General features: G+C 66.0%; 25 protein-coding genes and 1 pseudogene. 18 read left to right on the top strand and 8 right to left on the bottom strand.

Going from position 1 to position 26,085, the window contains the following annotated elements; all coding sequences use genetic code 11:
• Positions 1–302: 302 nt before the first annotated feature.
• The 9 genes from thrS to ACQPZ2_RS16970 all read left to right on the top strand — a co-directional run bounded on the left by thrS (position 303) and on the right by ACQPZ2_RS16970 (position 9,114).
• Positions 303–2,354, top strand: coding sequence for a threonine--tRNA ligase (gene thrS, locus ACQPZ2_RS16930; protein ID WP_433527443.1), 2,052 nt, complete (start codon positions 303–305; stop codon positions 2,352–2,354).
• 71 nt (positions 2,355–2,425) lie between these two features.
• Positions 2,426–3,025 carry an HIT family protein gene (locus tag ACQPZ2_RS16935; protein WP_433526423.1) on the top strand — a complete coding sequence of 200 codons (600 nt, stop codon included), beginning with the start codon at positions 2,426–2,428 and terminating at the stop codon, positions 3,023–3,025.
• 1 nt (position 3,026) lies between these two features.
• Positions 3,027–3,710 carry a phosphatidylinositol phosphate synthase gene (pgsA, locus tag ACQPZ2_RS16940; protein ID WP_433526424.1) on the top strand — a complete coding sequence of 228 codons (684 nt, stop codon included), beginning with the start codon at positions 3,027–3,029 and terminating at the stop codon, positions 3,708–3,710.
• 73 nt (positions 3,711–3,783) lie between these two features.
• Positions 3,784–4,782 (top strand): phosphatidylinositol mannoside acyltransferase, encoded by a 999-nt coding sequence (locus ACQPZ2_RS16945; RefSeq protein ID WP_433526425.1) that lies wholly within the window; start codon positions 3,784–3,786, stop codon positions 4,780–4,782.
• Positions 4,779–5,903 (top strand): glycosyltransferase family 4 protein, encoded by a 1,125-nt coding sequence (locus tag ACQPZ2_RS16950; RefSeq protein WP_387284728.1) that lies wholly within the window; start codon positions 4,779–4,781, stop codon positions 5,901–5,903. Before ACQPZ2_RS16945 ends, ACQPZ2_RS16950 begins: the two co-directional genes overlap by 4 nt.
• Positions 5,904–5,931: 28 nt before the next feature.
• On the top strand, positions 5,932–6,975 hold the full coding sequence (locus tag ACQPZ2_RS16955; protein ID WP_433527444.1) for an NUDIX hydrolase: 1,044 nt from the start codon (positions 5,932–5,934) through the stop codon (positions 6,973–6,975).
• A gap of 109 nt (positions 6,976–7,084) precedes the next feature.
• Entirely contained in the window at positions 7,085–7,258 is a 174-nt protein-coding gene (locus ACQPZ2_RS16960; RefSeq protein WP_433526426.1) for a hypothetical protein, read from the top strand.
• Positions 7,259–7,476: 218 nt separating this feature from the next.
• Positions 7,477–8,379 (top strand): pyridoxal 5'-phosphate synthase lyase subunit PdxS, encoded by a 903-nt coding sequence (pdxS, locus tag ACQPZ2_RS16965; RefSeq protein ID WP_040692437.1) that lies wholly within the window; start codon positions 7,477–7,479, stop codon positions 8,377–8,379.
• A gap of 240 nt (positions 8,380–8,619) precedes the next feature.
• Complete coding sequence (locus ACQPZ2_RS16970) at positions 8,620–9,114, top strand: hypothetical protein (protein WP_433526427.1); 495 nt, start codon at positions 8,620–8,622, stop codon at positions 9,112–9,114.
• A gap of 306 nt (positions 9,115–9,420) precedes the next feature.
• On the opposite strand, the gene ACQPZ2_RS16975 is transcribed toward ACQPZ2_RS16970, so the two are convergent.
• Positions 9,421–10,047 carry a hypothetical protein gene (locus tag ACQPZ2_RS16975; protein WP_433526428.1) on the bottom strand — a complete coding sequence of 209 codons (627 nt, stop codon included), beginning with the start codon at positions 10,045–10,047 and terminating at the stop codon, positions 9,421–9,423.
• A gap of 110 nt (positions 10,048–10,157) precedes the next feature.
• On the opposite strand from ACQPZ2_RS16975, the gene ACQPZ2_RS16980 reads away from it, so the two are divergent.
• A complete protein-coding gene (locus ACQPZ2_RS16980; RefSeq protein WP_433526429.1) occupies positions 10,158–10,979 on the top strand; it encodes an acyl-CoA thioesterase in 822 nt (273 codons plus the stop codon).
• A 33-nt stretch (positions 10,980–11,012) separates the two neighbouring features.
• On the opposite strand, the gene ACQPZ2_RS16985 is transcribed toward ACQPZ2_RS16980, so the two are convergent.
• Complete coding sequence (locus ACQPZ2_RS16985) at positions 11,013–12,704, bottom strand: APC family permease (RefSeq protein WP_433527445.1); 1,692 nt, start codon at positions 12,702–12,704, stop codon at positions 11,013–11,015.
• A 209-nt stretch (positions 12,705–12,913) separates the two neighbouring features.
• Between ACQPZ2_RS16985 and pdxT the strand changes: the two genes are divergently transcribed.
• On the top strand, positions 12,914–13,564 hold the full coding sequence (pdxT, locus tag ACQPZ2_RS16990; protein WP_433526430.1) for a pyridoxal 5'-phosphate synthase glutaminase subunit PdxT: 651 nt from the start codon (positions 12,914–12,916) through the stop codon (positions 13,562–13,564).
• A 113-nt stretch (positions 13,565–13,677) separates the two neighbouring features.
• The gene (locus tag ACQPZ2_RS16995) at positions 13,678–14,433 is read left to right on the top strand and encodes a YebC/PmpR family DNA-binding transcriptional regulator (protein ID WP_433526431.1); all 756 of its coding nucleotides are present in this window, start codon (positions 13,678–13,680) and stop codon (positions 14,431–14,433) included.
• 189 nt (positions 14,434–14,622) lie between these two features.
• Here the strand turns inward: ACQPZ2_RS16995 and ACQPZ2_RS17000 are convergent, their stop codons facing one another.
• Both ACQPZ2_RS17000 and ACQPZ2_RS17005 read right to left on the bottom strand, forming a co-directional pair.
• Positions 14,623–14,829, bottom strand: coding sequence for a DUF5988 family protein (locus ACQPZ2_RS17000; protein ID WP_040692396.1), 207 nt, complete (start codon positions 14,827–14,829; stop codon positions 14,623–14,625).
• Positions 14,830–15,389: 560 nt separating this feature from the next.
• Positions 15,390–16,494: pseudogene (locus ACQPZ2_RS17005) on the bottom strand (NADP-dependent oxidoreductase).
• Between ACQPZ2_RS17005 and ACQPZ2_RS17010 the strand changes: the two are divergent.
• Entirely contained in the window at positions 16,409–17,404 is a 996-nt protein-coding gene (locus ACQPZ2_RS17010) for a GlxA family transcriptional regulator (RefSeq protein ID WP_433526432.1), read from the top strand. The pseudogene ACQPZ2_RS17005 and the gene ACQPZ2_RS17010 sit on opposite strands and share 86 nt — an antisense overlap.
• 33 nt (positions 17,405–17,437) lie before the next feature.
• Here ACQPZ2_RS17010 and ACQPZ2_RS17015 read toward each other — a convergent pair whose 3' ends face one another.
• Entirely contained in the window at positions 17,438–18,907 is a 1,470-nt protein-coding gene (locus tag ACQPZ2_RS17015) for an alpha/beta hydrolase (RefSeq protein WP_433526433.1), read from the bottom strand.
• Between the two features lie 177 nt (positions 18,908–19,084).
• Here ACQPZ2_RS17015 and ACQPZ2_RS17020 point away from each other — a divergent pair, with 177 nt between their 5' ends.
• From ACQPZ2_RS17020 to ruvB, 4 genes are all read left to right on the top strand, one after another.
• On the top strand, positions 19,085–19,570 hold the full coding sequence (locus ACQPZ2_RS17020) for an MmpS family transport accessory protein (RefSeq protein ID WP_433526434.1): 486 nt from the start codon (positions 19,085–19,087) through the stop codon (positions 19,568–19,570).
• Between the two features lie 95 nt (positions 19,571–19,665).
• A complete protein-coding gene (gene ruvC / locus ACQPZ2_RS17025) occupies positions 19,666–20,235 on the top strand; it encodes a crossover junction endodeoxyribonuclease RuvC (protein ID WP_433526435.1) in 570 nt (189 codons plus the stop codon).
• Positions 20,232–20,837: a Holliday junction branch migration protein RuvA gene (gene ruvA / locus ACQPZ2_RS17030; protein ID WP_433526436.1), complete on the top strand. Its 606-nt coding sequence runs from the start codon at positions 20,232–20,234 to the stop codon at positions 20,835–20,837. The genes ruvC and ruvA overlap by 4 nt, the downstream gene beginning before the upstream one ends.
• Before the next feature lie 6 nt (positions 20,838–20,843).
• Positions 20,844–21,929, top strand: coding sequence for a Holliday junction branch migration DNA helicase RuvB (gene ruvB, locus ACQPZ2_RS17035; RefSeq protein WP_063043671.1), 1,086 nt, complete (start codon positions 20,844–20,846; stop codon positions 21,927–21,929).
• 7 nt (positions 21,930–21,936) lie between these two features.
• Here ruvB and ACQPZ2_RS17040 read toward each other — a convergent pair whose 3' ends face one another.
• Positions 21,937–22,509: a DivIVA domain-containing protein gene (locus tag ACQPZ2_RS17040; RefSeq protein ID WP_433526437.1), complete on the bottom strand. Its 573-nt coding sequence runs from the start codon at positions 22,507–22,509 to the stop codon at positions 21,937–21,939.
• 149 nt (positions 22,510–22,658) lie between these two features.
• A complete protein-coding gene (locus ACQPZ2_RS17045) occupies positions 22,659–23,309 on the bottom strand; it encodes a TetR/AcrR family transcriptional regulator (RefSeq protein WP_245721073.1) in 651 nt (216 codons plus the stop codon).
• A 97-nt stretch (positions 23,310–23,406) separates the two neighbouring features.
• On the opposite strand from ACQPZ2_RS17045, the gene ACQPZ2_RS17050 reads away from it, so the two are divergent.
• A complete protein-coding gene (locus ACQPZ2_RS17050) occupies positions 23,407–24,897 on the top strand; it encodes a flavin-containing monooxygenase (RefSeq protein WP_433526438.1) in 1,491 nt (496 codons plus the stop codon).
• On the opposite strand, the gene ACQPZ2_RS17055 is transcribed toward ACQPZ2_RS17050, so the two are convergent.
• Positions 24,894–25,985 carry an IS630 family transposase gene (locus ACQPZ2_RS17055; RefSeq protein WP_433520296.1) on the bottom strand — a complete coding sequence of 364 codons (1,092 nt, stop codon included), beginning with the start codon at positions 25,983–25,985 and terminating at the stop codon, positions 24,894–24,896. The two genes, ACQPZ2_RS17050 and ACQPZ2_RS17055, sit on opposite strands and share 4 nt — an antisense overlap.
• Between the last annotated feature and the right edge of the window lie 100 nt (positions 25,986–26,085).

Genomic DNA, 26,085 nt, shown 5'->3' on the forward strand with positions numbered 1-26,085 from the left:
GGCGCAATCCGTCGAACCCGGCGTCGGTTCCGAACGAGGCGGGTCCGCGGCGCCGACGGGCACACCGCATCGAACCGGCGGCAGTCCCATGACGGAACCGATTGCCGGATGTCACGTTCTGGTCTCGCGCAACGGCGCCGGTCGACCCGCGACGCGGCGATCCGAGTCCATCGACGCGGGGCCGCCAGGGTGCCGATAGCATGGTCGCGCCGGAGGAATTCGCCTCCGACGATGACCTGTGGGCAACCGCCCGCACCAGCGCGGGAACACGCCCGCCAGCGAACGCCAAGGAGTCTCTCGCCGTGACCACCTCAGCACCTATCAGCCCTGTCGCCCTCGTTCGGGTGCCGGCCGGGACGACGGCGGGTGCCGCGGTGCGCGAGGCGGGACTGCCGACGAAGGGGCCGGACACCATCGTCGTGGTACGCGATGCGGAGGGGCTCAAGGATCTGTCCTGGACCCCGGACACCGATGTCGAGGTCGAGCCGGTCGCCGCCAATACCGAGGACGGCCGCAGCGTGATCCGGCATTCGGCAGCGCATGTGCTGGCCCAGGCCGTGCAGCAGGAGTTCCCCGAGGCCAAGCTCGGCATCGGCCCGCCCATCAAGGACGGCTTCTACTACGACTTCCAGGTCGACCGGCCGTTCACTCCCGAGGATCTGGCCAAGCTGGAATCCCGGATGAAGAAGATCGTCAAAGGCGCGCAGCGGTTTTCGCGCCGAGTGGTCGAGGTCGACGACGCGCGTGTCGAGCTGGCGAAGGAGCCGTTCAAGCTCGAGCTGATCAGCGACAAATCCGGTATCGACGATCCGGAGGTCATGGAGGTCGGCGGCAAAGAGCTGACCATCTACGACAACCTGGATCCGCGCACCGGCGAAAGGGTGTGGGGCGATCTGTGCCGCGGGCCGCACATCCCGACCACCAAATTCATCCCCGCCTTCAAGCTGACCCGCAGCTCCGCCGCCTACTGGCGCGGCGACCAGAACCGTGAGGATCTGCAGCGCATCTACGGCACCGCCTGGGAATCGCAGGAGTCCCTGGACGAGCATCTGCACCTGCTCGAGGAGGCCGAGCGCCGCGACCACCGCAAACTCGGTCTGGAGCTGGATCTGTTCAGCTTCCCCGACGAACTCGGCTCCGGCCTGCCGGTCTTCCATCCCAAGGGCGGCATCATCCGCAAGGAGCTCGAGGAGTACTCGCGCCGCCGCCACGTCGCCGCGGGCTACGAATTCGTCAATACGCCGCACATCACCAAGGGACATCTGTTCGAGGTCTCCGGTCACCTGGACTGGTACAAGGACGGCATGTTCCCGGCCATGCACCTGGACGCCGAACTCAACGAGGACGGCACCGTCCGCAAGCCCGGCCAGGACTATTACGTCAAGCCGATGAACTGCCCGATGCACAACCTGATCTTCCGCTCGCGCGGCCGGTCCTATCGGGAGCTGCCGCTGCGGATGTTCGAGTTCGGCTCGGTCTACCGCTACGAGAAGTCCGGTGTCGTGCACGGCCTGACCAGGGTGCGCGGCATGACCCAGGACGATGCGCACATCTACTGCACCAAGGAGCAGATGCACGCCGAGCTGACCAGCACGCTGCAATTCGTGCTCGGGCTGCTCGCCGACTACGGCCTCGACGACTTCTACCTCGAGCTTTCCACCAAGGATCCGAAGAAGTTCGTCGGCTCCGAGGAGATGTGGGAGGAGGCCACCGAGACTCTGCGCAAGGTGGCCACCGACTCCGGACTGGAGCTGGTCCCGGATCCGGGCGGCGCCGCCTTCTACGGACCGAAGATCTCCGTGCAGGCCAAGGATGCGCTCGGGCGCACCTGGCAGATGTCGACCATCCAGCTCGACTTCAACCTGCCCGAGCGCTTCAACCTGGAATACACCGCCTCCGACGGCACCAAGCAGCGGCCGGTAATGATCCACCGCGCACTGTTCGGTTCCATCGAACGCTTCTTCGGTGTGCTCACCGAACATTACGCGGGCGCCTTCCCCGCCTGGCTCTCGCCGGTCCAGGTCGTCGGCATCCCGGTCGCGGAAACCTTTGCGCCGCATCTGGATTCGGTCATCGAGCAGCTGCAGGACGCAGGTATCCGCGCGCAGGTCGATCGCAGCGACGACCGGATGCAGAAGAAGATCTTCAACAACACTGCGCAGAAGATCCCGTTCATGCTGCTCGCTGGTGAGCGCGATGTGAACGCGGGCGCGGTCAGCTTCCGCTTCCGCGACGGCACCCAGGTCAACGGCGTGCCGGTCGCCGCCGCGGTGGCCACGATCGTGGAATGGATCGCGAACCGGGAGAACGCCTCGCCGACCGCCGAGGGTTTTGTGGTGAAGGGCCCGGTATGAGCAGTCAGGGCCCGGAGGAGGCAGCGGGCGTAACCACGGAGGGCCCCCGCACGTACCAGATCGGACAGAGCATGACTGAGCGCACGGTGCCGGACGGGCTCGTGGATTTGAACGCGGACTCGGACGAACAGGGGAGCATCGTGGATACCGGTGCCGGTGAGCCGGATCGGTTGCAGCGGCTGTGGACTCCGTACCGGATGTCCTATATCGCCGAGGCCGCCACCGCCAATCCGAAAGACACCACGGGCCATCCATTTACGGATATTCCGAAGATGTCGGATGAGGACGGTCTGGTCATCGCCCGTGGCGAGCACGTCTACGCGGTACTGAATCTGTATCCGTACAACCCGGGGCACATGATGGTGGTGCCCTACCGCAAGGTGGCCAACCTCGAGGATCTGACGCTCGAGGAGAGCGCCGAACTGATGTCGTTCACCCAGCAGGCGATTCGGGTGATGAAGCGGGTCTCGCGGCCACACGGTTTCAATGTCGGCCTGAATCTCGGTGGGGTGGCAGGCGGTTCACTCGCCGACCACCTGCATCAGCACATCGTGCCGCGCTGGGGCGGGGACGCCAACTTCATCACCATCGTCGGTGGAGTGAAGGTCATGCCGCAGTTGCTGCGGGAAACTCGGGCGCTGCTTTCGGCGGCGTGGAAGGAAGTCGAGTAGGGTGCTCAGCTTCTTCGGCCGCGAGACGTTCTCCAAAGCGACTGCGCCGCTGGGCAGAGCGCTCGTCAGTACCGGACTCACCCCCGACGCGGTCACGGTGATCGGCACCGTCGCCTCGATCACGGCCGCGGTCACCTTGTTCCCCACCGGACATCTGTTCTGGGGAACCATGGTGATCTGGCTGTTCGTCATGTTCGATATGCTTGACGGCGCCATGGCGAGAGCGCGCGGTGGTGGCACGAAATACGGTGCGGTGCTCGACGCCACGTGCGACCGGGTCGCCGACGGCGCCATTTTCGCCGGGTTGGCCTGGTGGGCGGTGTATCACGAGAACAGTAGGCCGCTGTTCTTCGCAACCCTGGTGGTTCTGATCACCTCCCAGGTGATTTCGTACGCGAAGGCGCGCGCCGAGGCCAGTGGCCTATCCGCGGACGGTGGACTCATCGAGCGGCCGGATCGGCTGATCATTGTGTTGGTCGGCGCCGGATTCACCGGAATCGGCGGGTATTGGGGGATCGAATGGCTGACCTGGGCCGTGCATGTGGCGATGTGGATTCTGGCGGTGTTGAGCATTATCACGGTGTTCCAGCGGGTGCTGGCGGTCCGGAATTCGCCGGGCGCGCGGGACGTGATTCCGCCCGCGCCGCCGCAGAATCCGGCGGACGCGACGGAGTTGCCTTCGTGACCGAGCGAAGCGAGGGAACCATATGCCAGCGTGCGGAACGCACGACGGAGCCGAGCGCCGGCGAGGTGCAGTCGTGAGTTCCCAGTCCGACGGCGTCGGCTCGCGGATCAAGTCCGGACTGACGGATTGGGCCTATGCGGCGGGTTGGCGGGTTGTGCGGGCGCTGCCCGAATCCACGGCGCGGCGGGCCTTCGATTGGGGCGGCAATCGGGTCGCGGACAAGGCGAATCGCGCCTTTCGCGCCGGTGGCGAACCGAATCAGTTGCGGCGCAATCTCGCTCGTGTGCTCGGTGTGACTCCGGCCGAGGTGCCCGACGAGCTGATCCGCGCGAGTATGCGTTCCTACGCCCGCTACTGGCGCGAAGCCTTCCGACTGCCGACGATGGATCACTCGGCACTGACCGGATCGCTCGTGGAGGGCGTGGAGAATCTGGACGCCGCCCTGGCGCGGGGACGCGGTGTGGTGCTTGCGCTGCCGCACTCCGGGAACTGGGATGCGGCCGGGGTCTGGTTGGTCGGCCACAGCGGCACGTTGGCGACCGTCGCCGAACGGTTGAAGCCGGAATCGCTGTTCGAGCGGTTCGTCGCCTACCGGGAGAGCCTGGGTTTCGAGGTCTTCCCGCTGACCGGTGGTGAGCAGCCGCCGTTCACCGCGCTGGCCGCCCGCCTGCGCGCGAACAATGTCGTATGCCTGATGGGCGAGCGGGATCTGACCGGTAAAGGTGTCCCGGTGACCATGTACGGCGAGCGCACCTGGCTGCCCGCGGGGGCGGCGAAGCTGGCCATCGAGACCGGTGCGGCGCTGATTCCGGTGCACGTCTGGTTCACCGTAGCTGCCGATGGCCGCGAGGGCTGGGGGATGAAGACCGAAGCACCGCTGGATGTTTCGGACGGTGTCGCGGCGGTCACCCAGGCGCTGGCCGACCGGTTCGCGGCCAATATCGCCGAGCATCCCGCCGATTGGCATATGTTGCAGCCACAATGGGAGCAGGACCTTTCGGCGGAGCGGCGAGCCAGGATCGCCGCGGCGCAGGCCAGGTTGGACAGCGCCACAGGGGAGAAGACACCATGAAAATCGGCATGGTCTGCCCCTATTCTTTCGATGTCCCCGGTGGCGTGCAGGCCCATGTCGTGGAATTGGCGCGAGTATTCATCGAACGCGGCCACAAGGTGAGCGTGCTCGCGCCCGCGTCGGAGGACACGCCGCTGCCGGACTTCGTGGTGTCGGCCGGTCGCGCGGTGGCTATTCCGTACAACGGTTCGGTCGCCCGGCTGTCCTTCGGCCCCATGGCCTACACCAGGATTCGGCGCTGGATCGACGGCAACGATTTCGATGTGCTGCACATCCACGAACCGAATGCGCCGAGCCTGTCCATGCTCGCGCTGAAGATCGCCGAGGGGCCGATCGTGGCCACCTTCCACACCTCGACCACGAAATCGTTGGTGCTGAGCACCTTTCAGGGTGTGCTGCGGCCCTATCACGAGAAGATCAGCGGCCGGATCGCGGTCTCCGAGCTGGCCCGGCGCTGGCAAGTGGAGGCGCTCGGTTCGGACGCGGTCGAGATTCCCAACGGCGTCGCCGTGCCCGCCTTCGCACGAGCCCCGATGCTGCCCGGATATCCGCGCGCGGGCGGAACGGTGCTGTTCCTCGGTCGCTACGACGAACCGCGCAAGGGGATGGAAGTCCTGCTCGGCGCGCTGCCCGAATTGGTGCGCAGACATCCCGATGTCGAGATCCTCATCGTCGGGCGCGGTGACGAGGAGCGGCTGCGCCGCGAGGCCGGGCCACTCGCCCGGCATCTGCGTTTCCTCGGTCAGGTGTCGGACGAGGAGAAGGCCTCGGCGATGCGCAGCGCGGACGTGTACGTCGCGCCGAATCTCGGTGGGGAGAGCTTCGGCATCATCCTGATCGAGGCGATGGCGGCCGGAACCGCCGTGGTGGCAAGCGAATTGGACGCCTTCCGTCGGGTATTACGCGATGGCACGGCGGGAATGCTCGTCCCGGTGGGTGATTCGGTTCGACTCGCCGCGGCGCTGGACACCCTGCTCACCGACGATGTGCGCCGCGAAGCCCTGATCCACACCGCCGATCAGGTGGTCGGCGAATACGACTGGCCGGTGGTCGCCGAACAGATCCTGCGCGTCTACGAAACCGTCACGGTGGGGGATACGCGCGTGCGGGCCGCTGGATGATCGATAGCACGGTGAGGGCTGCTGGATGATTACGTTCTCCGCCACAACGGTTCTCGTACTCGCGCTCATCGCCGCGGTGGTCGTCGCGATCGGTCTGTGGGCGGCCTCGACGGCGAACCGGCTCGACCGGTTGCACGTGCGGTCGGATCAGTCCTGGCAGGCCCTCGACGGTGCGTTGGCACGGCGGGCGGTGGTGGCCAGATCGGTCGCCGTGGCCATCGCGGGCCCGACTGCCGATGCCGCGCTGGGCGAGCAGGCCAAACGGCTCACCACACTCGCCGATCGGGCCGAGCGGGCGGGCCGCGCCGACCGTGAAACCATCGAAAATCAGCTCTCCGCAGCGCTTTCCGCGATCGATATCGCCAAGTTGCGCCCACAGCAGGTCGCCGAACTCGCCGATGCCGAGGCCCGAGTGCTGATCGCGCGTCGCTTCCACAACGACGCGGTGCGCGACACCCTCGCCCTGCGCACTCGTCGCCCGGTCCGCATCCTGCACCTGGGCGGTACCGCGCCGCTACCGACATATTTCGAGATCAGCGAACGCGCCACCCCGGCCGCGTCGACCGGCCTGGCTGTCGATACGGTCCGCACCTCGGCGCGCGTGGTGCTGCTCGACGAGCAGGGCCGCGTGCTGCTCATGCGCGGCAACGACCCCAAGACCCCCGACGTCTCCTTCTGGTTCACCATCGGTGGCGGTGTGGAACCGGGGGAGACCCTGCGCAGTGCGGCGGTGCGCGAGCTCTGGGAGGAGACGGGGCACACCGCGGATCCGACCGCGCTGCGCGGTCCCATCTGGCGACGGGTCGCGGTATTCCCGTTCGACGGTGAACTCATCCGGGCCGAGGAGCTGTTCTTCGCCCTGCGTGTCCCGGCCTTCGACCCCCAGCCGGGCAATCTCACCGCGGTCGAGCGACGCAGCATCACCGGCAACAAGTGGTGCACCGGGTCGGATATCGTCACCCTGGACCACACCGGCGAGACCGTTTACCCCTACCACCTGGACCAACTGCTTCCCGAAGCTGCCAAAGCCGCGTCGGGTGATTCCGATCCCGAGGTGCGGTCTATCCGGTGATCGGGCTGCCCTGAGCGCGAACAGCGTGCGCGCCTGGATCTTTCGGCTGTGATGTGTTTCACGATCGTGATAGCGTCGCGACTGGATTGCTGCCGCCTGGGTAGTGCTGGTGGGGGAGCGCCACCGGGAGTTCTGGTGGTACTTCCACTGCAGTGAGATGGTCCGTTGGCGTGTGGAAGGTAAGCAGTACATGTCCTACCTGTTGTTCGATTTCCTATTGCCGTTGTTGGGTTCCGATGCCGCGGGGTATTGGGCCCAGTTGCTGGTAGTCGGCCCGCTGTAGTTCCCGTCGGGTGTTCGTCGGGGCGGCGCAAGACTTGCGTCGGCCCCGACGGATCCGTCTCGGGACCGGTCCAGTGGTTGCGGACCGGACGCGGACCCGCTGGTCGGGGCAAGGCCAGTGGTGGCCAACTGGCTATCAAGTGGCCTGATCGGCCCGCCTAGAATCGGTGGCGTTAGTTCCAAGCGACCCGATTGGCGCACATGACTCAGGAGTTTGCCGTGACCACGCCCGAGACCACCAACACCATCGGCACCGCCCGCGTGAAGCGCGGGATGGCCGAGATGCTCAAGGGCGGGGTGATCATGGATGTCGTCACCCCCGAGCAGGCCAAGATCGCCGAGGACGCCGGCGCGGTCGCGGTGATGGCCCTGGAGCGTGTTCCGGCCGATATCCGCGCACAGGGCGGCGTCTCCCGGATGAGCGATCCGGACATGATCGACGGCATCATCTCCGCCGTCTCGATTCCGGTCATGGCCAAGGCGCGTATCGGCCACTTCGTGGAGGCGCAGATCCTGCAGAGCCTCGGCGTCGACTACATCGACGAATCCGAGGTGCTGACCCCCGCCGACTACGCCAACCACATCGACAAGTGGAACTTCACTGTGCCGTTCGTGTGCGGTGCCACCAACCTGGGCGAGGCGCTGCGCCGGATCACCGAGGGTGCGGCCATGATTCGCTCCAAGGGTGAGGCGGGCACCGGTGACGTCTCCAATGCCACCACCCACATGCGCAAGATCCGCGCCGAGATTCGCAAGCTGTCGTCGCTGCCCGAGGACGAGCTGTTCGTCGCCGCCAAGGAGTTGCAGGCGCCGTACGAGCTGGTGCGCGAGGTCGCGCAGACCGGCAAGCTGCCGGTCGTGCTGTTCACCGCGGGCGGTATCGCCACCCCCGCCGACGCCGCGATGATGATGCAGCTCGGCGCCGAGGGTGTCTTCGTCGGTTCGGGCATCTTCAAGTCCGGCAATCCGGCGGAGCGCGCCGCCGCCATCGTCAAGGCGACTACGTTCTACGACGACCCGGATGTGCTCGCCAAGGTTTCGCGCGGTCTGGGCGAGGCCATGGTCGGCATCAATGTCGAGGAGCTGCCGGTCGATCACCGGCTGGCCGAGCGCGGTTGGTGATTCGGCACTACCGCTGAATCGAATCGACGCCCGCGGCAGGGGGATTGCTTGACCCACTGCCGTGGACGTTGCTCGTCCTGGGTGATTGAGACAGAAGCTGTCGCGGCCCTCACAGTTGTCTTATGCCCGCCACAGAGTTGGTGGCTAGCTTCGGAATTCGGTGCACGTCGGCGGCCGCGCGGGCAGTCGGCGCGGCACCGTCGGGGTCACGGACCTGTCCGAATGGCAAAGGATGATCAGTTGAAGCTTCGTAAGACCGGACGTGTCGCGATCGCGGGTCTGGCCGCCGTGGCCGCCCTCAGCCTGTCGGCGTGTGGCAGCGACGACTCGAAGACCGCGACCACACCGACCAAGACCTCGACCAGCGTCACGAAGTCGAATGCGAACCTCCCGCCGACCCCGAGCGTCGCCGACCTCAACGCTCAATTGCTCCGCGCGCTGGACCCGTCGGTGCCGAGTTCGGAGAAGCTGGACCTGGTACAAGGCGCACAGGCGGATCCGGAACTGCCGAACCGTCTGGCGCAGGCATATCAGCAAGCGGGCGCCAAGTCCGAGGTCACGGAGGTGAGTGCCTTCGGTGACGCGCTCGATGCCAAGGCGAAGTTCACCATCAACGGCCAGGAGAACATCGTCGATGTGCCCTTCGTCGCCGAGGACGGCAAGTGGAAGGTCGAAAAGAGTTGGGCCTGCACGATGTTGACCAATCTCGGTCAGCAGTCCACGGCCTGCGGCTAGTCCCTGATCCCGGCCGCCGGTGGGTTCGGCTGGGGGAGTGGGTGATTCGAGGTGCGAGCATTTGTGCTCGCCGCCTCGCTGCGTCTCATATCGCGAATATCCGCACCTTTCCTAGCGATTCGCGTCCAGTGTGGGCTGCCGTACAGATGTCGAGAAGTGTAGGTGGCTAACTGGGCAACTATAAGAATGTTGATACGTGGATATGCGCATTCAGCTATGTTTCTGATCTTGGTGGCCTAACGTGGAACTGTCTGTCTCCCAACCAAATTGCAGAGGAGGGGCCGGTGTTCTCGCGGCGGGGTACGACTACCGGCGAGCGGTGTCGTCTATGCGGAGCGCCGGACGATCGGGGTGATCCCAGCGGATGAAAAAGGTTGGGGCGCTGGAATTGTCGCGGTCGTGGCGGAGCAGGGCGGGGATGGTCCACTGGTCGTCGGGTGGCGTACGGCGGTGCAGGGCCGGTTCGGACATGTCGAGGTGGACGGTCAGATCGAAGTCGAGACCGCGGCCCAACAGCATGGGACCCGCGACGAGCAGGACCGTGCCGGGGGCGGCGGTGCGGATGGGGGAGCGGGCCGAGCGGTCGCGGTCCTCGTCCCAGAGCGCGGGGAGCCAGCGGGCGTCGTGGCGTAGCGCCCGGATGACTTCACGGTCGAGTGCGGCGTAGTCGAACCAGGCGGTGCGATAAGACATTTCGTCCGTGCGTCCGAATTCCATGCGGAGCGATGCCGGGCGGATGTAGTCGTGCAGTGCGACAACCTCGGCGGCGCGTCCGGTGTCACGCAGTGCGCCGGCGACGCGGTCGGCGATCGCCACGGGCTCGGCCGCGTCGGCTCCATCGACGGCGGTCAGCATCCGCCCGTCGAGCTCGAGGACGCGGTTGGTGATGAGTTCGACGAGGCCGTCCCGGGTGATCGGATCGAAATGCGGCACCGATCCATTCCATCAAACCGTGCCGCGGACCCCCGTTCTGGGCGGCGGACGTGCCCATTGCTCAGAGGTCACCGAGAAGTCGCGGCGGCGCTCGGGATAATCTCGCCCTCATGGCGACAATCGAAGAGGCGCTGGAGATCGAGCGGCTCGAGCAGAACATCTTCCGTGGCGCGTCCACAAAGACCCAGCTCGTGCGCACATTCGGCGGACAGGTTGCCGGCCAGGCGCTGGTGTCGGCGGTGCGGACGGTGGAGCCGCGGTTCCAGGTGCATTCGCTGCACGGGTATTTTCTGCGGCCGGGAAATCCGGAAGAGCGGACCGTGTACCTCGTCGAGCGGATTCGCGACGGCCGGTCATTCTGCACCCGCCGGGTGACCGGCGTTCAGGACGGTGCGGCGATTTTCACCATGTCGGCGTCGTTCCACGTCGGAGACTCGGGTCCGGAACATCAGGACGAGATGCCGCCGGTGCAGGGTCCGGATGAGTTGCCGGACGCCAGCACAACGCTGAGCCCCGAGCGACTGTGGGCCATGCGTGAATGGGAGCACTGGGATATCCGCACCGTGCCGCAGGATGTGGTGACCCGCCGCGACGGCGTCGTCTCCCCGCAGCAGGTGTGGTTCCGCTACCGGCATCCGTTGCCCGACGACCCGGTCGTGCACGTCTGCACCCTCGCCTACATGAGCGATATGACCCTGCTCGGTTCCTCGAAGGTCACCCACCCCGACGAGCCGACGCAGAACGCCTCGCTCGATCACGCCATGTGGTTCCTGCGCCCGTTCCGTGCCGACGAGTGGCTGCTCTACGACCAGTCCTCCCCGTCCGCGGGTTTCGGTCGGGCACTGACCGGCGGCAAGATTTTCAACCGCGAGGGCGAGTTGGTTGCGGCGGTTGTCCAAGAAGGCTTGATTCGCACCTTGCGCGGGGAGTGAGCGACCCGAACGCCCACTCGAGCCTCGTCGGGCTCAGACCACCTGGACGCGCAGGTGGCACACCACGGTGTCGGTCATCCGACGTAGTTCGCGTTCGAGTTCGTCACTGCGGTGACTCGGCAGCACCCGGTCCCAGCCGATCGGCGGATCGATCTCGGCGATGACGACGACCTTGCGCCGTCCGGAGAAGTTCTCGCGGACATAGCGTGCGACGGGCCCGCCGACGGTTGCGTCGCTGTCCTCCAATAGAACCAGCCCGACCTCGGGATGCCATGCCTCCCACGCTTTGGTGAACGCCTTGACCGATTCACCCGGCAGGCAAACATGCACCGCGACAACGTCTTTGCCGATCGACATGGCGGCCGAGAGCGCCTCACGGCTGAGTTCGGAGACCTCGGAGATCGGCACCACGATCGCCGTACCGGTGACCTGCGGCTGGTCCGGAATCGCGCCATTGCCGCGGCGGCCGCCGATCCTGGTGTAGGCGCCGCGAATTCGCTCCATACCGAGTACCAGTGCGGGCAGTACGAGCACGATCAACCACGCGCCGTCGATGAATTTCATCGCTGTGGTGACGATCGCGGCGACGCCGGTGAGCAGCGCACCGAAGCCGTTGAGCGCGAGCCGCCAGCGCCAGCCCGCGGTCTTGGTCTGCCACCAGTGCCGGACCATGCCGGCCTGAGCGATGGTGAATCCGACGAACACGCCGATCGCGAACAACGGAACGAGTGCGTTCATATTGCCGCGCGCCGCGATCAACAGCACCCCCGCCGTTACGCCGAGGGTGAGCACGCCGTAGCGGTACACCTGACGCGGCGAGGTCACCGCGAATCGGTGCGGTAGGCAATTGTCGTCGGCCAGGATCCGGGTGAGCGTCGGCAGCCCGCCATAGGAGGTGTTGGCGGCCAGCGCGAGCAGCACGACGGTTGCGAATTGCACTATGTAGTAACCGATTCCGTGCCCGAGCGCCGCCTCGGTGAGCTGAGAAAGCACCGTCGTGCCCTCGATCGGCCGCACCGAGAACTTCTCGATGAGCACGGCGAGCCCGATCAGCATGACACCGAGCAGCGCCCCGAGCGCCACCTCCGCCCGCTGCGCGCGTTTGACCCGCGGCGCGTCGAAGCTGGGCACCGCATTCGCGATCGCCTCGACACCGGTCAGCGCCGCACAGCCGCTGGAAAATGCCTTGAGCAGCAATAACACTCCGATAGTTCGAATATCGCCGACGGTCGCCGCCCCGGTGGCGACGTCGGCCGGTTCGGAGCGCATCAGGCCGCCGGCGATGACGGCGAAGATGCCCGCGACGAAGACGATCGTGGGAATCATGAAGGCGCGCGCACTTTCTCGGATACCGAGCAGATTGAGCGCGGTCACCCCGACCAGGATCGCGAGGCAGATCCACACCGTATACCCGTGCAGCGCCTGGAATGCCGAGGTCAGGGCGGCGACACCGGCCGCGATCGAGACGGCGACATTGAGGATGTAGTCGACGATCAACGAGGCCGCGGCGACCAGGCTGGTGCGGTGGCCGAGATGCCGCTTCGCCACCGCGTACGCGCCACCGCCGTCGGGAAAGGCGGCGATCACCTGCCGGTAGGAGGCGACCAGTACGGCGAGTAGGGCGGCGATCGCAAGGGTTACCGGCACTGTCATGCCGAGTCCGGCGCCACCGGCGGTGGCCAACACCAGCACGATCGCTTCCGGACCGTAGGAGACCGATGCCATGGCATCGAGGGAAAGTCCCGCCAAGCCGGTCGAAACGGTCAAACCCCGGCGCGTCGAGCTGGCCGCACGCGGCGCGGGCGCCTTGCGTGGCAACACCGTAATCACATCTGTGAGTGTCGACCGCTTTCGGCCGAATGAACCCGGTCTTGACGCAACGTTGACGGCCACCGTGAGCAGGGCCACAGCGCGGCGCCTCGTAAGCTCATGGCGTGAACGCATCGGTCGCCTCGCCCGCAACGGGCGCGCAGCGCAGTCCCGACCGGCCCACCATCGGTGTGCTGGCTCTGCAGGGTGACGTGCGCGAACATGTCGCGGCACTCGCGGAATGCGGTGCGCAACCGGTGCTGGTGCGCCGCGCGTCCGAGCTCGCCGCAGTGGATGCGCTGGTGCTGCCCGGCGGTGAATCGACCACCATCAGCAAGCTGCTGGAGGTCTTCGAACTCCTCGAACCGGTACGCGCGCGGCTGCGGGAAGGTATGCCCGCCTTCGGATCCTGCGCCGGAATGATCCTGCTCGCGTCCGAAGTGCTCGACACTCGTCCCGACGCCAAGCATCTGTCCGGTATCGATATGACGGTGCGGCGCAATGCTTTCGGCCGTCAGGTCGACTCGTTCGAGACCGATCTGGACTTCGCGGGCCTGACCGACGGTCCGGTGCGCGCGGTATTCATCCGGGCGCCGTGGGTGGAGCGGGTCGGCGCGGGCGTCGAGGTGCTGGCCACTGTTCCCAGTGGCCCGGCCGCCGGGCGCATTGTCGCGGTGCGGCAGGGCAAGGTAGTCGCGACGTCGTTCCATCCCGAGGTCACCGGCGATTTGCGGGTGCATCGGATGTTCGTCGATCTGGTTCGCGCCGCCGAGTAGTCGCCCACAGGAACTGGCCGTAACCGGACGAGTAGGCTGAGAGAGTTGTCTACCCGGCCGGTGCGGGTACCGTGCGCACGATCAGACGTGCTGTCGACTGGAGGAAGTAGGGAATGAGCGGCCACTCCAAATGGGCCACCACCAAACACAAGAAGGCGGGGATCGACGCGAAGCGCGGCAAGCTCTTCGCCAAGTTGATCAAGAACATCGAGGTGGCGGCCCGCACTGGTGGGAGTGACCCGGCGGGCAATCCGACGCTGTACGACGCCATCCAGAAGGCGAAGAAGTCGTCGGTTCCGAACGACAACATCGAGCGTGCCCGCAAGCGCGGCGGCGGTGAAGAGGCCGGCGGCGCCGACTGGCAGACCATCATGTACGAGGGCTACGGCCCCAATGGTGTCGCGGTGCTGATCGAATGCCTCACCGACAACCGCAACCGCGCCGCGGGCGAGGTGCGTGTGGCGATGACCCGCAACGGCGGCAATATGGCCGACCCGGGTTCGGTTTCCTACCTGTTCCACCGCAAGGGCGTCGTGACCCTCGAGAAGAACGGGCTGTCCGAGGACGATGTGCTGCTCGCTGTGCTCGACGCGGGCGCCGAGGAAGTAAACGACCTCGGTGATTCCTTCGAGGTCATCAGCGAACCGTCGGATCTGATCCCGGTGCGCAAGGCGCTGCAGGACGCCGGAATCGATTACGACTCGGCCGAATCCGGCTTCCAGCCGTCGGTATCGGTCGCCGTCGACGTCGACGGCGCGCGCAAGGTGTTCAAGTTGGTCGACGCGCTCGAGGACAGCGACGACGTACAGAACGTCTACACCAACGTCGACATCTCCGACGAGGTCGGCTCCCAGCTGGAACAGGACTGACACCCGGATTGCCGGTGCATCGGCCGCTATGACGTACAGAACGTCACTGCCTCCGATGGTGGACATCTCCGACGAGGTCGGCTCTCAGTGGGAACAGGACTGACACGGCTCGTCATCCACCAGCGCCTCGGGGCGGTTCGCGAATATGCGGACCGCCCCGAGTGTGTTTCGCACCCGGCGTGAAACTGGTTATTCCGCGATTCGTGTCCGATCGGACCACTCGTAGACTCGCAGCCGCCCCTCGGGCGTATCGGCCTCCCGATTGGTGACCTTGAAGTGCTCGTATCCGCCGCGGTATTCGACTTTGAGCTCGACGCCGGGCGGCGTGATCGGAACGATGCGAGCGGGCAAGTCTTTCGGCCCACCTTCTAGGACAGCCTTCACAACATTGCTCATCCTTCGGATGGTAGGTCTCGTATGTGATGCATGCCACAAACGCGGCCGAACGGCCCGGGTTGTCGTGGGGGAATTGCGATGCCGCACCCTGAGGAAGTCCGATGCAACCGATCGCTGGTTGCCAAAGTCAGCTGATCGCATTTCCTGGGTTAGGAGCAACTGATCGCAGCTGTCGATATCTGCGGTGTAACGATTGCGACTCGATTGCTGATATACGAATCGAGTGCCGCGACAGACCGTCGCGCGGCCGCCCGATCAGGCTCTGCGCACCGTGAACTTGTCCCGTCCGGAAAGAGACCAGCCATCATGAGTCGATCCCTTGCCGACGAGCGTCCCGGCGATTCAACCGACCTGAGTATCACCCTCGCCCCGCCCGCGGTCGCGGCCGGACTGATCCTGCTGATCGCCGCATTCGCGACGGTGAACCGGATGCCGGGCTGGGCTGCCGACTACGGTGCGAGCCTGGTGTACTTCGCGATCTTCCTATACGTGGCGATCGCCGGACGCCTGACTTGGTGGGGCGCCGACATACTGATCAGCCACGGGCAAGAAGCGCTGACTCACGGCACCGTGAGTACCAATTTGCCTACAGTGCGGCCGGTTTCGCCGAGTGCGTGCGCCTTCGCCGCATCTTCGAACGGGAAGACCCCGGTGACGGCCGGGCGCAGCGCCCCGGATTCGGCGAGTTCCGCGAGCGCGACCATTCCGGCGTGATCGTCCTCCACCAGCATGCGCACCGCTCGGACTCCCAAATCCTGTGCCGGCGGTGGCCAATTCGTCCGTCCCGCCGCGCAGTGAGACCAGTAGGCCGCCGGGGCGGAGTGTGCGCAGGGAGCGGAGGCTGTTCTCGTTATCGATCGAGTCCAGCACGACGTCGACGTCTCCGACCGCCTCGGCGAAATCGGTTGTGCGGTAATCGATCGTCTCGTCCGCGCCGATTTCGCGCAGGAATTCGTGGTTGGCTGCGCTCGCGGTGCCGATGACGTGCGCGCCGCGCGCCTTGGCGATCTGAACGGCGAAGTGTCCGACGCCACCCGCTGCCGCATGGATCAGGATGCGTTGTCCGGCTTGTAGTTTCGCGGTATCGACGAGGGCCTGCCAGGCGGTGAGGGCGGCCAGTGGGATGGCCGCGGCCTCAATGTGGTCCAGGTTGGCCGGTTTCGGGGCGAAGGCGCGGGCGGGGCCCACGACGTATTCGGCGAATGCGCCGTGTCCGTAGGGGTAGGGGAGCATGCCGAAGACCGCGTCGCCCGGCTCGAACAGGGTGACGCCGATACCCGTGGCCACCACTTCGCCCGATACATCCCAACCCAGCACGAACGGCGGTTCGCCGAGGAAAAGTCCGGAGGCGCCGCGATGCCGCCAATCGGTCGGGTTGAGACCGGCAGCTCGCACCCGGACCAGGATTTCGCCGGGGCCGGGTGTCGGGATGGGCAGTTCGACTTCGGTCAGGACCTCGGGGCCGCCGATCAGGTCTTGGCTGATCGCGCGCATGGTGGTGTCGTTCATGTCGTTCAGCCTGCCGTCGGCGGTGACGCGGGGAAATGGCACGATTGCCAATATTCGATATGATCGTGCCATGATCGGTACCTCGGACGGGCGCTCGGCGCGACATCGGGTGGTCGTGCTCGCCCTGGACGGGGTGTATCCGTTCGAACTCGGCATTCCGAACCGCGTTTTCGGCACCGCCGCGGATCTGTACGAGGTGAGCACTTGCTCGATAGATGGCGCACCGGTACCGAGCCGAGCCGATTTCGCCATTGCCGTCCAGCAGGACAGCCGGATGCTGGCGACCGCCGACACCGTGGTCGTACCGGCCTGCGATATCGATATGACGCTCGATGGCACGCTGCCGCCCCCGGTGGCCGCGGCATTCGCGCGCATCCGACCGGGAACCCGCATCGTGTCGATATGTACCGGCGCATTCGTGACCGCCGCCGCCGGACTGCTCGACGGTCGTCCGGCGACGACGCACTGGAATGTGGCCGAACTGTTCCGGCGCACCTTTCCGCGAGTGCTGCTGAATACCGATGTCCTCTACGTCGACGACGATGACCTGCTCACCTCGGCGGGCGCGGCGGCAGGCATAGATCTCTGTCTGCATCTGGTGCGCCGCGACCACGGCAGTGCGATCGCGAATACGGTCGCGCGCCGCTGCGTCGTGCCGCCGTGGCGTGATGGCGGCCAGGCCCAATACATCGAACAGCCGGTGCCGCCGTCGACCTCGGCGGGCACCGCCGCCGCCAGGCACTGGGCCCTCGAGAATCTCCGATTGCCGTTGACCATGGACGATCTCGCCGTCCAGGCCCGAATGAGCAAGCGCACCTTCGCCCGTCGCTTCCGTGACGAGGTCGGCATGAGCCCGGGCCGCTGGCTCATCCAGCAACGCGTCTTCCGTGCCCGCCAGCTCCTCGAATCGACCGATATGACCGTGGATCGCATCGCGGGCGAGGTCGGCTTCGCCACCGGGAGCTCACTACGCCAACATCTGCACGATTCGATCGGCGTATCGCCGCTGGCCTATCGCCGAACCTTCCGTGCCGATTCGGTCGTCCCGGCCGAAGCTCTGGGCTGAGCGCGGCTCGATTCATCGACCGGGCAATCGGTTTCAGGTCGCGTCGGGCACCGGGAGACCGACGCGGGCGACGATCCAGGGGAACGACGAGGTGAACGCGGCCGAGGCGAACTGCCAGGTGTGGCCACCCTGGGTGGTGTGAATGGTGCAATCGATGCCGACCTCGTGGCCTGCGTCGCACAGCTTTTCGGCGGCGCCGACCTCACCGGTGTCGAAGACTCCGTCATGACCGCCCATGCCCACGTTGTCGTCGTCGGCGGCTGCGGATTGTTGGCGCGCACCACGGGATCCCGGACCGGATTTGGGTGGGGTGAGGTCGTCGAACAGACCCGCCATACCCGTGTAGGGACCATGTGCGGCCATAACGGTGAGCGGATCGAACGCGGCCCAGCGGTCGGCGTCGCCGCCGAAAAGCCTTCGGATCGTTTGGTCCTTATTGCCCGAGGCGGGGCCGAGATCGCCCGCGATATCGACGAAGGTGTGCACCAATTCCGGGTGCATGACCGCCAGATCGACCGCGCAGGTGCCGCCCATGGACCAGCCGACAACCGCCCAGTTCGCCGGATCCGCCGAGGCGCCGAAGCGAGATTCCAGATAGCTGGGCACATCTCGGGTCAGATGGTCGGCGGCATCGCCGCGCGGACCGTTCACACATTCGGTGTCATTGTTGAAACTGCCGCTGGAATCGACGAAGACGAGGATAGGGGCGCGGCCGCCGTTGGCGGCGGTGAACTTGTCCACCTCGGGCATGATCTGACCGCTGCGGATCCAGTCGGCGGGCGTATTGAATTCGCCGCCGATCATCATGACGACCGGCAGTGTCGGCGGCATCGGACCGGCGAACCAGGCCGGTGGCAAGTACACGTACTCGGTTCGATGCGGAAAACCGCTGCCCGCGTCCGGAATCTGTACCGGCACGATCTTGCCGGTGCTGACATCGGTATTGCGCAGTCCGGGCAGCGCATCGATATCGGTCTGATTCGGCAGCGGACCCGCGGTGAGCGCACTCCACGCGGACTGCACGGTGGGGTAGTAGCCCACCCACTGATTGAGCACGATGCCGGTGCTCAACAGAGCCAGCGGTATCGCGAGCACCGAGACACCACGCCGCCACCACCTGGCATTGCGCCAACCGAGCGCGGCGACCGCGATCGCCGCGACCGCGACGCCGACACAGGCCCACAACTCGACCGGCGCCGGATCCGAGGCCAGCCCCTGATCGTTCACATACGCCCACGCGGCCACCGCGCCCGCCGCACCGAGCACCACGCAGACCGGCAGCAGCACCAGCCGCCAGCGCCGGGTCCGCCAGCCGATCGCCAGGATCAACGCGGCCACCGCGACCAGTTCGACGGTCACCGGCAGCCAGCCGTGCAGCAGCGATATGCCGTGATGAAAGCCGTTCTGATAGTTCGGATTCAGATTCGCCGAAGGCAGCCGCGGTGGTGGCGGCGGTGTCACGGGGGTCGCGGGTGCGGCGAGCGGGGCACGGACTACGGGCACCTACGGCATTGTCGAGACCGTTCCTCGAGAAAGCCTGTGAATTCGCTCCGATGAACCTGGGCGACCCTGAAACGCCGATCGATCGCATGTCGATAACTGCACAGGTGAACCCGGGCTCCGAACCTCTTGTCCGGTAAAGTCCAGTAGCTGGTCGTGCAGGATTCAGGAGGGGTGCACATGACTTATCAACCACCGCCGCAGTACCCGGGTTATCCGGGGCAGGGGTATCCGGTCTACCCGGGATACCCGCCGCAGCCGCCCAAGGGCAAGCCGGTCTGGCCGTGGGTGCTCGGCGGCGTCTTCCTGGCGATCGTGCTCACCGTCGGCGGCTGCGTCGCGGTCTTCGGATCAATCGCCTACCGGCTCGACAAGGAATCGAAGAAGGAAACCTCGATCACCTATGAGGTCTCGGGCTCCGGCACCGCCGATATCTCCTACAACAGTGGCGATTTCGATACCGCCAATGCCAACGACGCACCGCTGCCGTGGACCAAGGCCGTGACCGTGACCGGATATGTCCGCACGGGCCGGGTGTCGGCGACTGTCAGCGGATCCAGCGGTGGCACGGTGACCTGCCGAATCCTGCAGGACGGCAAGGTGGTCGTCGAAGATTCGGACTCCGGCACCTACGCGTATGTGAGCTGCTACCACTCGTTCAACTAGCCGAATCCCGGACGGGCGCCGTGTCGTTGGTGAAGGCCGCCCGCGCCGTCCACTAGACTCTCGAACAGTTGTTCGTGCCTTCGAGAGGGGATCGTGTGCGGGTGATGGGCGTCGACCCGGGGCTCACCCGGTGCGGCCTCAGCATCGTCGAGGGCGGGCTGGGGCGGAAGGTGACGGCGCTCGACGTCGACGTGGTGCGCACCCCCGCGGATCTGGACCTGGCACACCGGCTGATGGGCGTCGCCGACGTCGCTGAACACTGGATGGATACGCACAAACCCGACGCGGTCGCGATCGAGCGGGTGTTCGCGCAGCACAATGTGCGCACCGCGATGGGCACCGCCCAGGCAGGCGGCGTGATCGCACTGGCCGCCGCGCGTCGGGGAATACCCGTGGCCTTCCACACCCCGAGTGAGGTGAAGGCCGCTGTCACCGGCAACGGCACCGCGGACAAGGCTCAGGTGACCGCGATGGTGACGCGTATCCTCGGCCTCCGGGTCGCGCCGAAACCGGCGGATGCGGCCGATGCGCTGGCCCTGGCGATCTGTCATTGTTGGCGGGCACCGCTGATGGCGCGGATGGCGGAGGCGGAGGCGCGCGCCGCCGAGGCACAACGGCGGTATACACAGCGGCTTGCCGAACAACGGAAGGTGGTGCGCGGGTGATCGCGTCGGTACGCGGTGAGGTGCTCGAGATCGCGCTCGATCATGTGGTGATCGAGGCGGCGGGCGTGGGCTACCGGCTCAATGTCACCCCGGCGACGCTGTCCACCCTGACCCGCGGCGAGGAATCCCGGCTGTTCACGGCGATGATCGTCCGCGAGGATTCGATGACGCTGTTCGGATTCGCCGATACCGAATCCCGCGACCTGTTCGGCCTTTTGCAGACCGTCTCCGGAGTCGGACCCCGGCTGGCCATGGCGGTGTTGGCAGTGCTCGAGCCCGAGGCGCTGCGCAAGGCGCTGGCGGAGAGCAATGTCGCGGCGCTGACCCGGGTGCCCGGCATCGGCAAGCGCGGGGCCGAGCGCATGGTTGTCGAGTTGCGCGACAAGGTGAATCTTGTGCCGGTGCAGGCGGGTCCCCCCGGCAGTACGCCGACGCCGGTGCTCACACCGGTGCGCGAGCAGGTTGTCGACGCGCTGGTCGGACTCGGATTCCCGATCAAACAGGCCGAACCCGCGGTCGATGCGGTACTCGCCGAAAATCCCGGTGCCGATACGTCGAAGGCGCTGCGGGCAGCGCTCGGCTCGCTGGGGAAGAATCGGTAAGACGTCATGGATCACGATCCCGAACCGGACGCCGAATCCCAGGTCAGCGCAAGCTATCTCAAGTCCGATGGTGATATCGAGGCCAGCCTGCGCCCGAAGTCCCTGGACGATTTCATCGGCCAGCCGCGCGTCCGTGAACAGCTCGCGCTCGTGCTGCGCGGCGCCAAACAGCGCGGCGGCACCCCCGACCATGTGCTGCTGTCCGGACCGCCCGGCCTCGGCAAGACCAGTATGGCGATGATCATCGCCGCCGAACTCGGTACGGCACTGCGCATTACCTCCGGCCCGGCGCTGGAACGCGCGGGCGATCTCGCCGCGATGCTGAGCAATCTGGTCGAGGGCGACGTGCTGTTCATCGATGAGATCCACCGGATCGCCCGGCCCGCCGAGGAGATGCTCTACCTCGCCATGGAGGATTTCCGCGTCGACGTGGTCGTCGGGAAAGGTCCTGGGGCAACGTCGATTCCGCTGGATATCGCACCGTTCACCCTGGTCGGCGCGACCACCCGCTCCGGTGCGCTCACCGGTCCGCTGCGCGACCGCTTCGGCTTCACCGGCCACATGGATTTCTACGATCCTGAAGAACTCCTGCGTATTCTGCAGCGCTCGGCCCATATTCTCGGTGTCACCATCGACCGCGATGCGGCCGCCGAGATCGCGGGCCGCTCCCGCGGCACCCCCCGCATCGCCAACCGCCTGCTGCGCCGCGTCCGCGACTATGCCGAGGTTCGCGCCGACGGGGTGATCACCCGTCCCATCGCGCAGGCCGCACTCGAGGTCTACGACGTGGACGTCCTCGGCCTGGACCGCCTCGACCGCGCCGTCCTCGGCGCGCTGGTCCGCAGCTTCGGCGGTGGGCCCGTTGGTGTTTCGACCCTCGCGGTCGCCGTGGGGGAGGAGGCCGCGACCGTCGAAGAGGTCTGCGAGCCGTTCCTCGTCCGGGCGGGTATGGTGGCCCGCACCCCGCGCGGCCGCGTCGCCACCGCCGCCGCCTGGGAACATCTCGGCCTCGTGCCGCCGCCCGATCTCGTCTTCGGCTCCATCGAAGTCCGCGGTCGCGAACCCCACCCCACCCTCGACCTCTTCGACTGACCGTGGTCTAGCGGTGGTTGTGTTCGAGGGCGGTGACGACCAGATCCAGGAAGGCGTCGACCTCGTCGCGGCTGTAGCCGCGTGTGCCGAGGCGTGCCTCGGTGAAGCGGACGGCGCGGACGTCGGTGACGGTCAGGCTGCCGGGAGCGCCGTGGGCGAGGGTGGCCGCGACCAGGTCGAGGAAGGCGTCGACTTCTTCGGTGTCGTAGCCGCGGCGGCCGACAGCGGCCTGGGTGAACTGCATGCGGTGCACATCATCGGGGGTGAGCAATGCGGCGAGCCCGGAACCATTGCCACCGGCGGGGACCGGGCGGGAACCGCGCTGCCGGAATTCCAGTTCCACGCGGACCCGGTCCAGGAATTCGTCGACCTGATCGGCCTGATAGCCGCGGCCACCGAAGCGTGGGGCGTCGAAGGCGACGTGCCGGATATCGTCGGCGGTCAGCACACCGTGACCGGCCAATGTCGCCGAGACCAGCTCCAGGAACGCGTCGACCTCATCGGCGTGGTAGCCGCGGTGCCCCAAAGGTGGCATGGCGAAGTGGATTCGGCTCACGTCGTCGGGGGTCACCCGCGACATTGTTCCAGGGTCGCTGCCCTGCTCGCGTCGAATGCGCTTTTTTCGAACTAGGCGGTCTCTGCCGAACACGTGTTGCCCCCGTTGGCCGGTCGATCCGGGTCCACCCTAGCCGGAATCGGCTCACGTAACCGATGGGGATTCGCCGGTTTTCAGTCCTTGCGCACGCCGTCGATCAGCAGCCGCCGGATCGCCTCGTTCAACTCCTGCACCGCGGCCTCGTCCGGATTGCGCAGCCCGTGCACGATGCCCGCGAGCAGCATGCCGGTGACCGCCTTGGCGGTGTACTTGGTGTCGAGATCCGCACGCAGATAACCGAGTTCGACACCGTGCGACAGATAGCCCGCGGTGAGCGCGTCGGCCATATCGAGCAGACCGTAGAGCCGGGCGGTGAGTTCGTCATCGATGCCGGTGGCATGGAACAGCAGCAGTTGGGCGACGCGGCGGTCGTCCACGAGGATCCGGGTGAGCGCGGCGCCGATGCGGTCGATCTGGGCGCGATATTCGTCAAGGGAGGTGGCGGCGTCGGGCGCGTTGTCGGTGCCGAGCGCCTCGATGATCCGGGCGGCCAGATCGTCGATGACCACGTCGATGATCTCGCGCTTATTGCTGAAGTACCGGTAGAAGGTGCCGTGGCCGATGCCCAATTCATTGGCGATGTCGGCGATGCCGGTGGCGTGATAGCCCTTCTCGGCGAAGCAGACGAAGGCGGTGTCGATGATTTCCTGCCGCAGTTCGGCCTTGCGTCGCTGGATCGCATTTCCGGCTGCTGGGCGGGGCGCACGCGTGGATGGCTTCGTCACCTGTCCGATGATACGGTGTTCACAAACGGAATGATGTGTCATTCCGTGAGGAATGGTTCCTACATTCCCGATGGAATGTTTAAGCAGGAGGTTCGACGTGGCGCCTCAATACGACGCGGTCGTGATCGGTGCGGGATTCGGCGGCATGGGAGCGGGTATCGAGCTCGACCGGCTGGGTCTGAGCAATTTCGTCATTCTGGAGCGGGAGGACGACCTCGGCGGCACCTGGCATGTCAATCACTACCCGGGTCTCGCGGTCGATATCGCCTCGGTGACCTACTCGTATTCCTTCGAGCCCAACCCGTTTTGGACGCGCCTGTTCGCGCCGGGCAAGGAGCTCAAGAAGTACGCCGCCCACGTCGCCGACAAGTACGGCCTGCGCCGCCGGATGCGTTTCGGCACCGTGGTGGACGGCGCGCGGTGGGACGAGGAGCACCAGCACTGGGCCGTCTCCATCGCGGGCGGTGAAACCGTCACCGGCCGTTACCTTCTCACCGCCACCGGCTTCCTGTCCCAGCCCTACACGCCGCCGTTTCCCGGCATCGATTCCTTCGCGGGCAAGATCATCCACACCACCGCGTGGGAAGACGATTTCGACCTCTCGGGTCGCAAGGCCGCCATCATCGGTACCGGCGCCACCGCGGTGCAGCTGATTCCCGAGGCCGCGAAGAAGACCCAGGAACTCACCGTGTTCCAGCGCACCCCGATCTGGGTCGTGCCGAAGATCGACACCGCGATTCCCGCGCCGGTGCAGAAGCTGTTCGCGCGCGTGCCCGCCACGCAGAAGGCCGCCCGGCTGGTCAACACCAGCATGCTCGAGGCGCTCATGGTGGTCGGCGTACTGCACTTCAAGCAGGCCAAGCCCCTGAATATGGCCGCGGGCGTACTCGCCAAGGCGCATCTGCGGGCCCAGGTGCGCGACAAGGAGATCCGCAAGCAGCTCACCCCACACTACGACTTCGGCTGCAAGCGCCCCACCTTCTCCAACCAGTACTTCAAGACGTTCAACCAGCCCAATGTCCGGTTGGAGACCAATTCGATCGATCACATCGAGGCCGATGGCATCGTCACCGCCGACGGACACAAGACCGAGATCGATACCCTGATCCTGGCCACCGGCTTCAACCTGTGGGACGTGAATTTCCCGGCTATCGAGATCATCGGCCGCGATGGTGTGAATCTCGGAAAGTTCTGGCGCGACAACCGTTTCCAGGCCTACGAGGGCATCACCGTGCCGAAGTTCCCGAACTTCCTCAGTCTCAACAGCCCGTACTCCTACAGCGGCCTGTCCTACTTCACCACCATCGAGGCCCAGATGAAGCACATGGGCCGGTTGCTCGGTGAGATGTTCCGGCGCGGCGAAACCACCTTCGAGGTGACCGAGCAGGCCAACACCCGGTTCCTGGACCGCGTCACCGAGAAGTTGGGTTCCTCGGTGTTCTACGGCGGCGACTGCGCGACCGCGCGCAGCTACTACTTCAACCAGCACGGCGAGGCCGCGCTACTGCGTCCGACCAGCACCGTCAATGCTCACCGCGAGGCGGTCAGCTTCCCGCTCGACGACTACACCTACGGCAAGACCGCCTAGTGTCCTGCGCCAGGAATTCGGTGAAGATATGAGGCGAGTCGATCCAGGATTTCATCGGCGGTCTTGGTCCAGGTGAATGGTTTCGGGTTCTCGTTCCAGTGGACGATCCAGTCGCGGATGTCGCGTTCGAGGGCCTGGACCGACCGGTGGGAGCTGCGGCGAAGTTTCTTGTCGGTGAGCAGCCCGAACCAGCGTTCGACCTCGTTGAGCCACGACGAGTAGGTGGGTGTGAAGTGCATGTGGAAACGCGGGTGCGCGGCAAGCCATTTCGCGACGATGGGGGCTTTGTGAGTGCTGTAGTTATCGCAGATCAGGTGCACGTCGAGGTCGTCTGGGACTTGTTTGTCGAGCTTGGTGAGGAACTTCTTGAACTCGGCGGCGCGGTGACGGCGATGGATCGACCCGATCACCTCGCCGGTGGCCACGTTCAACGCGGCGAACAAGGTGGTGATCCCGTGACGGATGTAGTCGTGGGTGCGCCGCTCGGGCATGCCCGGCATCATCGGCAGTACCGGCGCGGACCGATCCAACGCTTGGATCTGGGATTTCTCGTCCACACACAACACCAGCGCCCTCTCCGGCGGATCCAGATACAGCCCGACCACATCGCGGACCTTGTCGATGAACTGTGGATCATTGCTGATCTTGAACTCGTCGACCCGATGCGGTTTGAGCTCGAACGCTTTCCAGATCCGCCCGATCGTGGACTTGCTCAACCCGACCTCTTCGGACATCGACGCCCTCGACCAGTGCGTGGCGTCGACCGGCTGCCGCTCCAGCGTCGCCACCAGCACCGCCTCGACCTGCTCATCGGTGATCGTGCGCGGTGCACCCGGGCGAGGCTCATCGACCAGTCCCTCCAGCCGCCGCGCCACGAACCGGTTACGCCACTTGCCCACCGTCTGCGGCCAGATCCCCAGATCCGAGGCCACTTCCTTATTGGATTTGCCTGCCGCGCAACCCAATACGATCCGGCACCGCTGCGCCAGCGCTTGCGACGACTTCGCCCGACGTGCCCACCGCTGCAGCGTCTCGCGCTCATCGTCAGTCAGAATCAACTCGGCCACCGGCCTGCCCACACGCGCCACCGGCCGAACCTACCATTCTTCAACGGATCTCAGGCGCGGGACACTAGGAGACTGCTGAATAAGGCTGTTTGAGGGGTGTCCGCGCTTCGCGCGGACACCC

The sequence above is a fragment of the Nocardia pseudovaccinii genome (genome assembly GCF_050942345.1).
In the GTDB taxonomy this organism is placed as follows: domain Bacteria; phylum Actinomycetota; class Actinomycetes; order Mycobacteriales; family Mycobacteriaceae; genus Nocardia; species Nocardia pseudovaccinii.

Excerpts from the sequence above, each read along its gene's own strand:
- ruvB (WP_063043671.1), top strand. The coding sequence starts at position 20,844 with ATGGATCACGATCCCGAACCGGACGCCGAATCCCAGGTCAGCGCAAGC.
- ACQPZ2_RS16950 (WP_387284728.1), top strand. The coding sequence starts at position 4,779 with ATGAAAATCGGCATGGTCTGCCCCTATTCTTTCGATGTCCCCGGTGGC.
- ACQPZ2_RS17000 (WP_040692396.1), bottom strand. The coding sequence starts at position 14,829 with ATGAGCAATGTTGTGAAGGCTGTCCTAGAAGGTGGGCCGAAAGACTTG.
- ACQPZ2_RS17010 (WP_433526432.1), top strand. The coding sequence starts at position 16,409 with ATGATCGGTACCTCGGACGGGCGCTCGGCGCGACATCGGGTGGTCGTG.
- ACQPZ2_RS16980 (WP_433526429.1), top strand. The coding sequence starts at position 10,158 with ATGGCGACAATCGAAGAGGCGCTGGAGATCGAGCGGCTCGAGCAGAAC.
- ACQPZ2_RS17020 (WP_433526434.1), top strand. The coding sequence starts at position 19,085 with ATGACTTATCAACCACCGCCGCAGTACCCGGGTTATCCGGGGCAGGGG.
- ACQPZ2_RS17040 (WP_433526437.1), bottom strand. The coding sequence starts at position 22,509 with ATGTCGCGGGTGACCCCCGACGACGTGAGCCGAATCCACTTCGCCATG.
- ACQPZ2_RS16935 (WP_433526423.1), top strand. The coding sequence starts at position 2,426 with ATGACTGAGCGCACGGTGCCGGACGGGCTCGTGGATTTGAACGCGGAC.
- ACQPZ2_RS16995 (WP_433526431.1), top strand. The coding sequence starts at position 13,678 with ATGAGCGGCCACTCCAAATGGGCCACCACCAAACACAAGAAGGCGGGG.
- ACQPZ2_RS16985 (WP_433527445.1), bottom strand. The coding sequence starts at position 12,704 with ATGGCATCGGTCTCCTACGGTCCGGAAGCGATCGTGCTGGTGTTGGCC.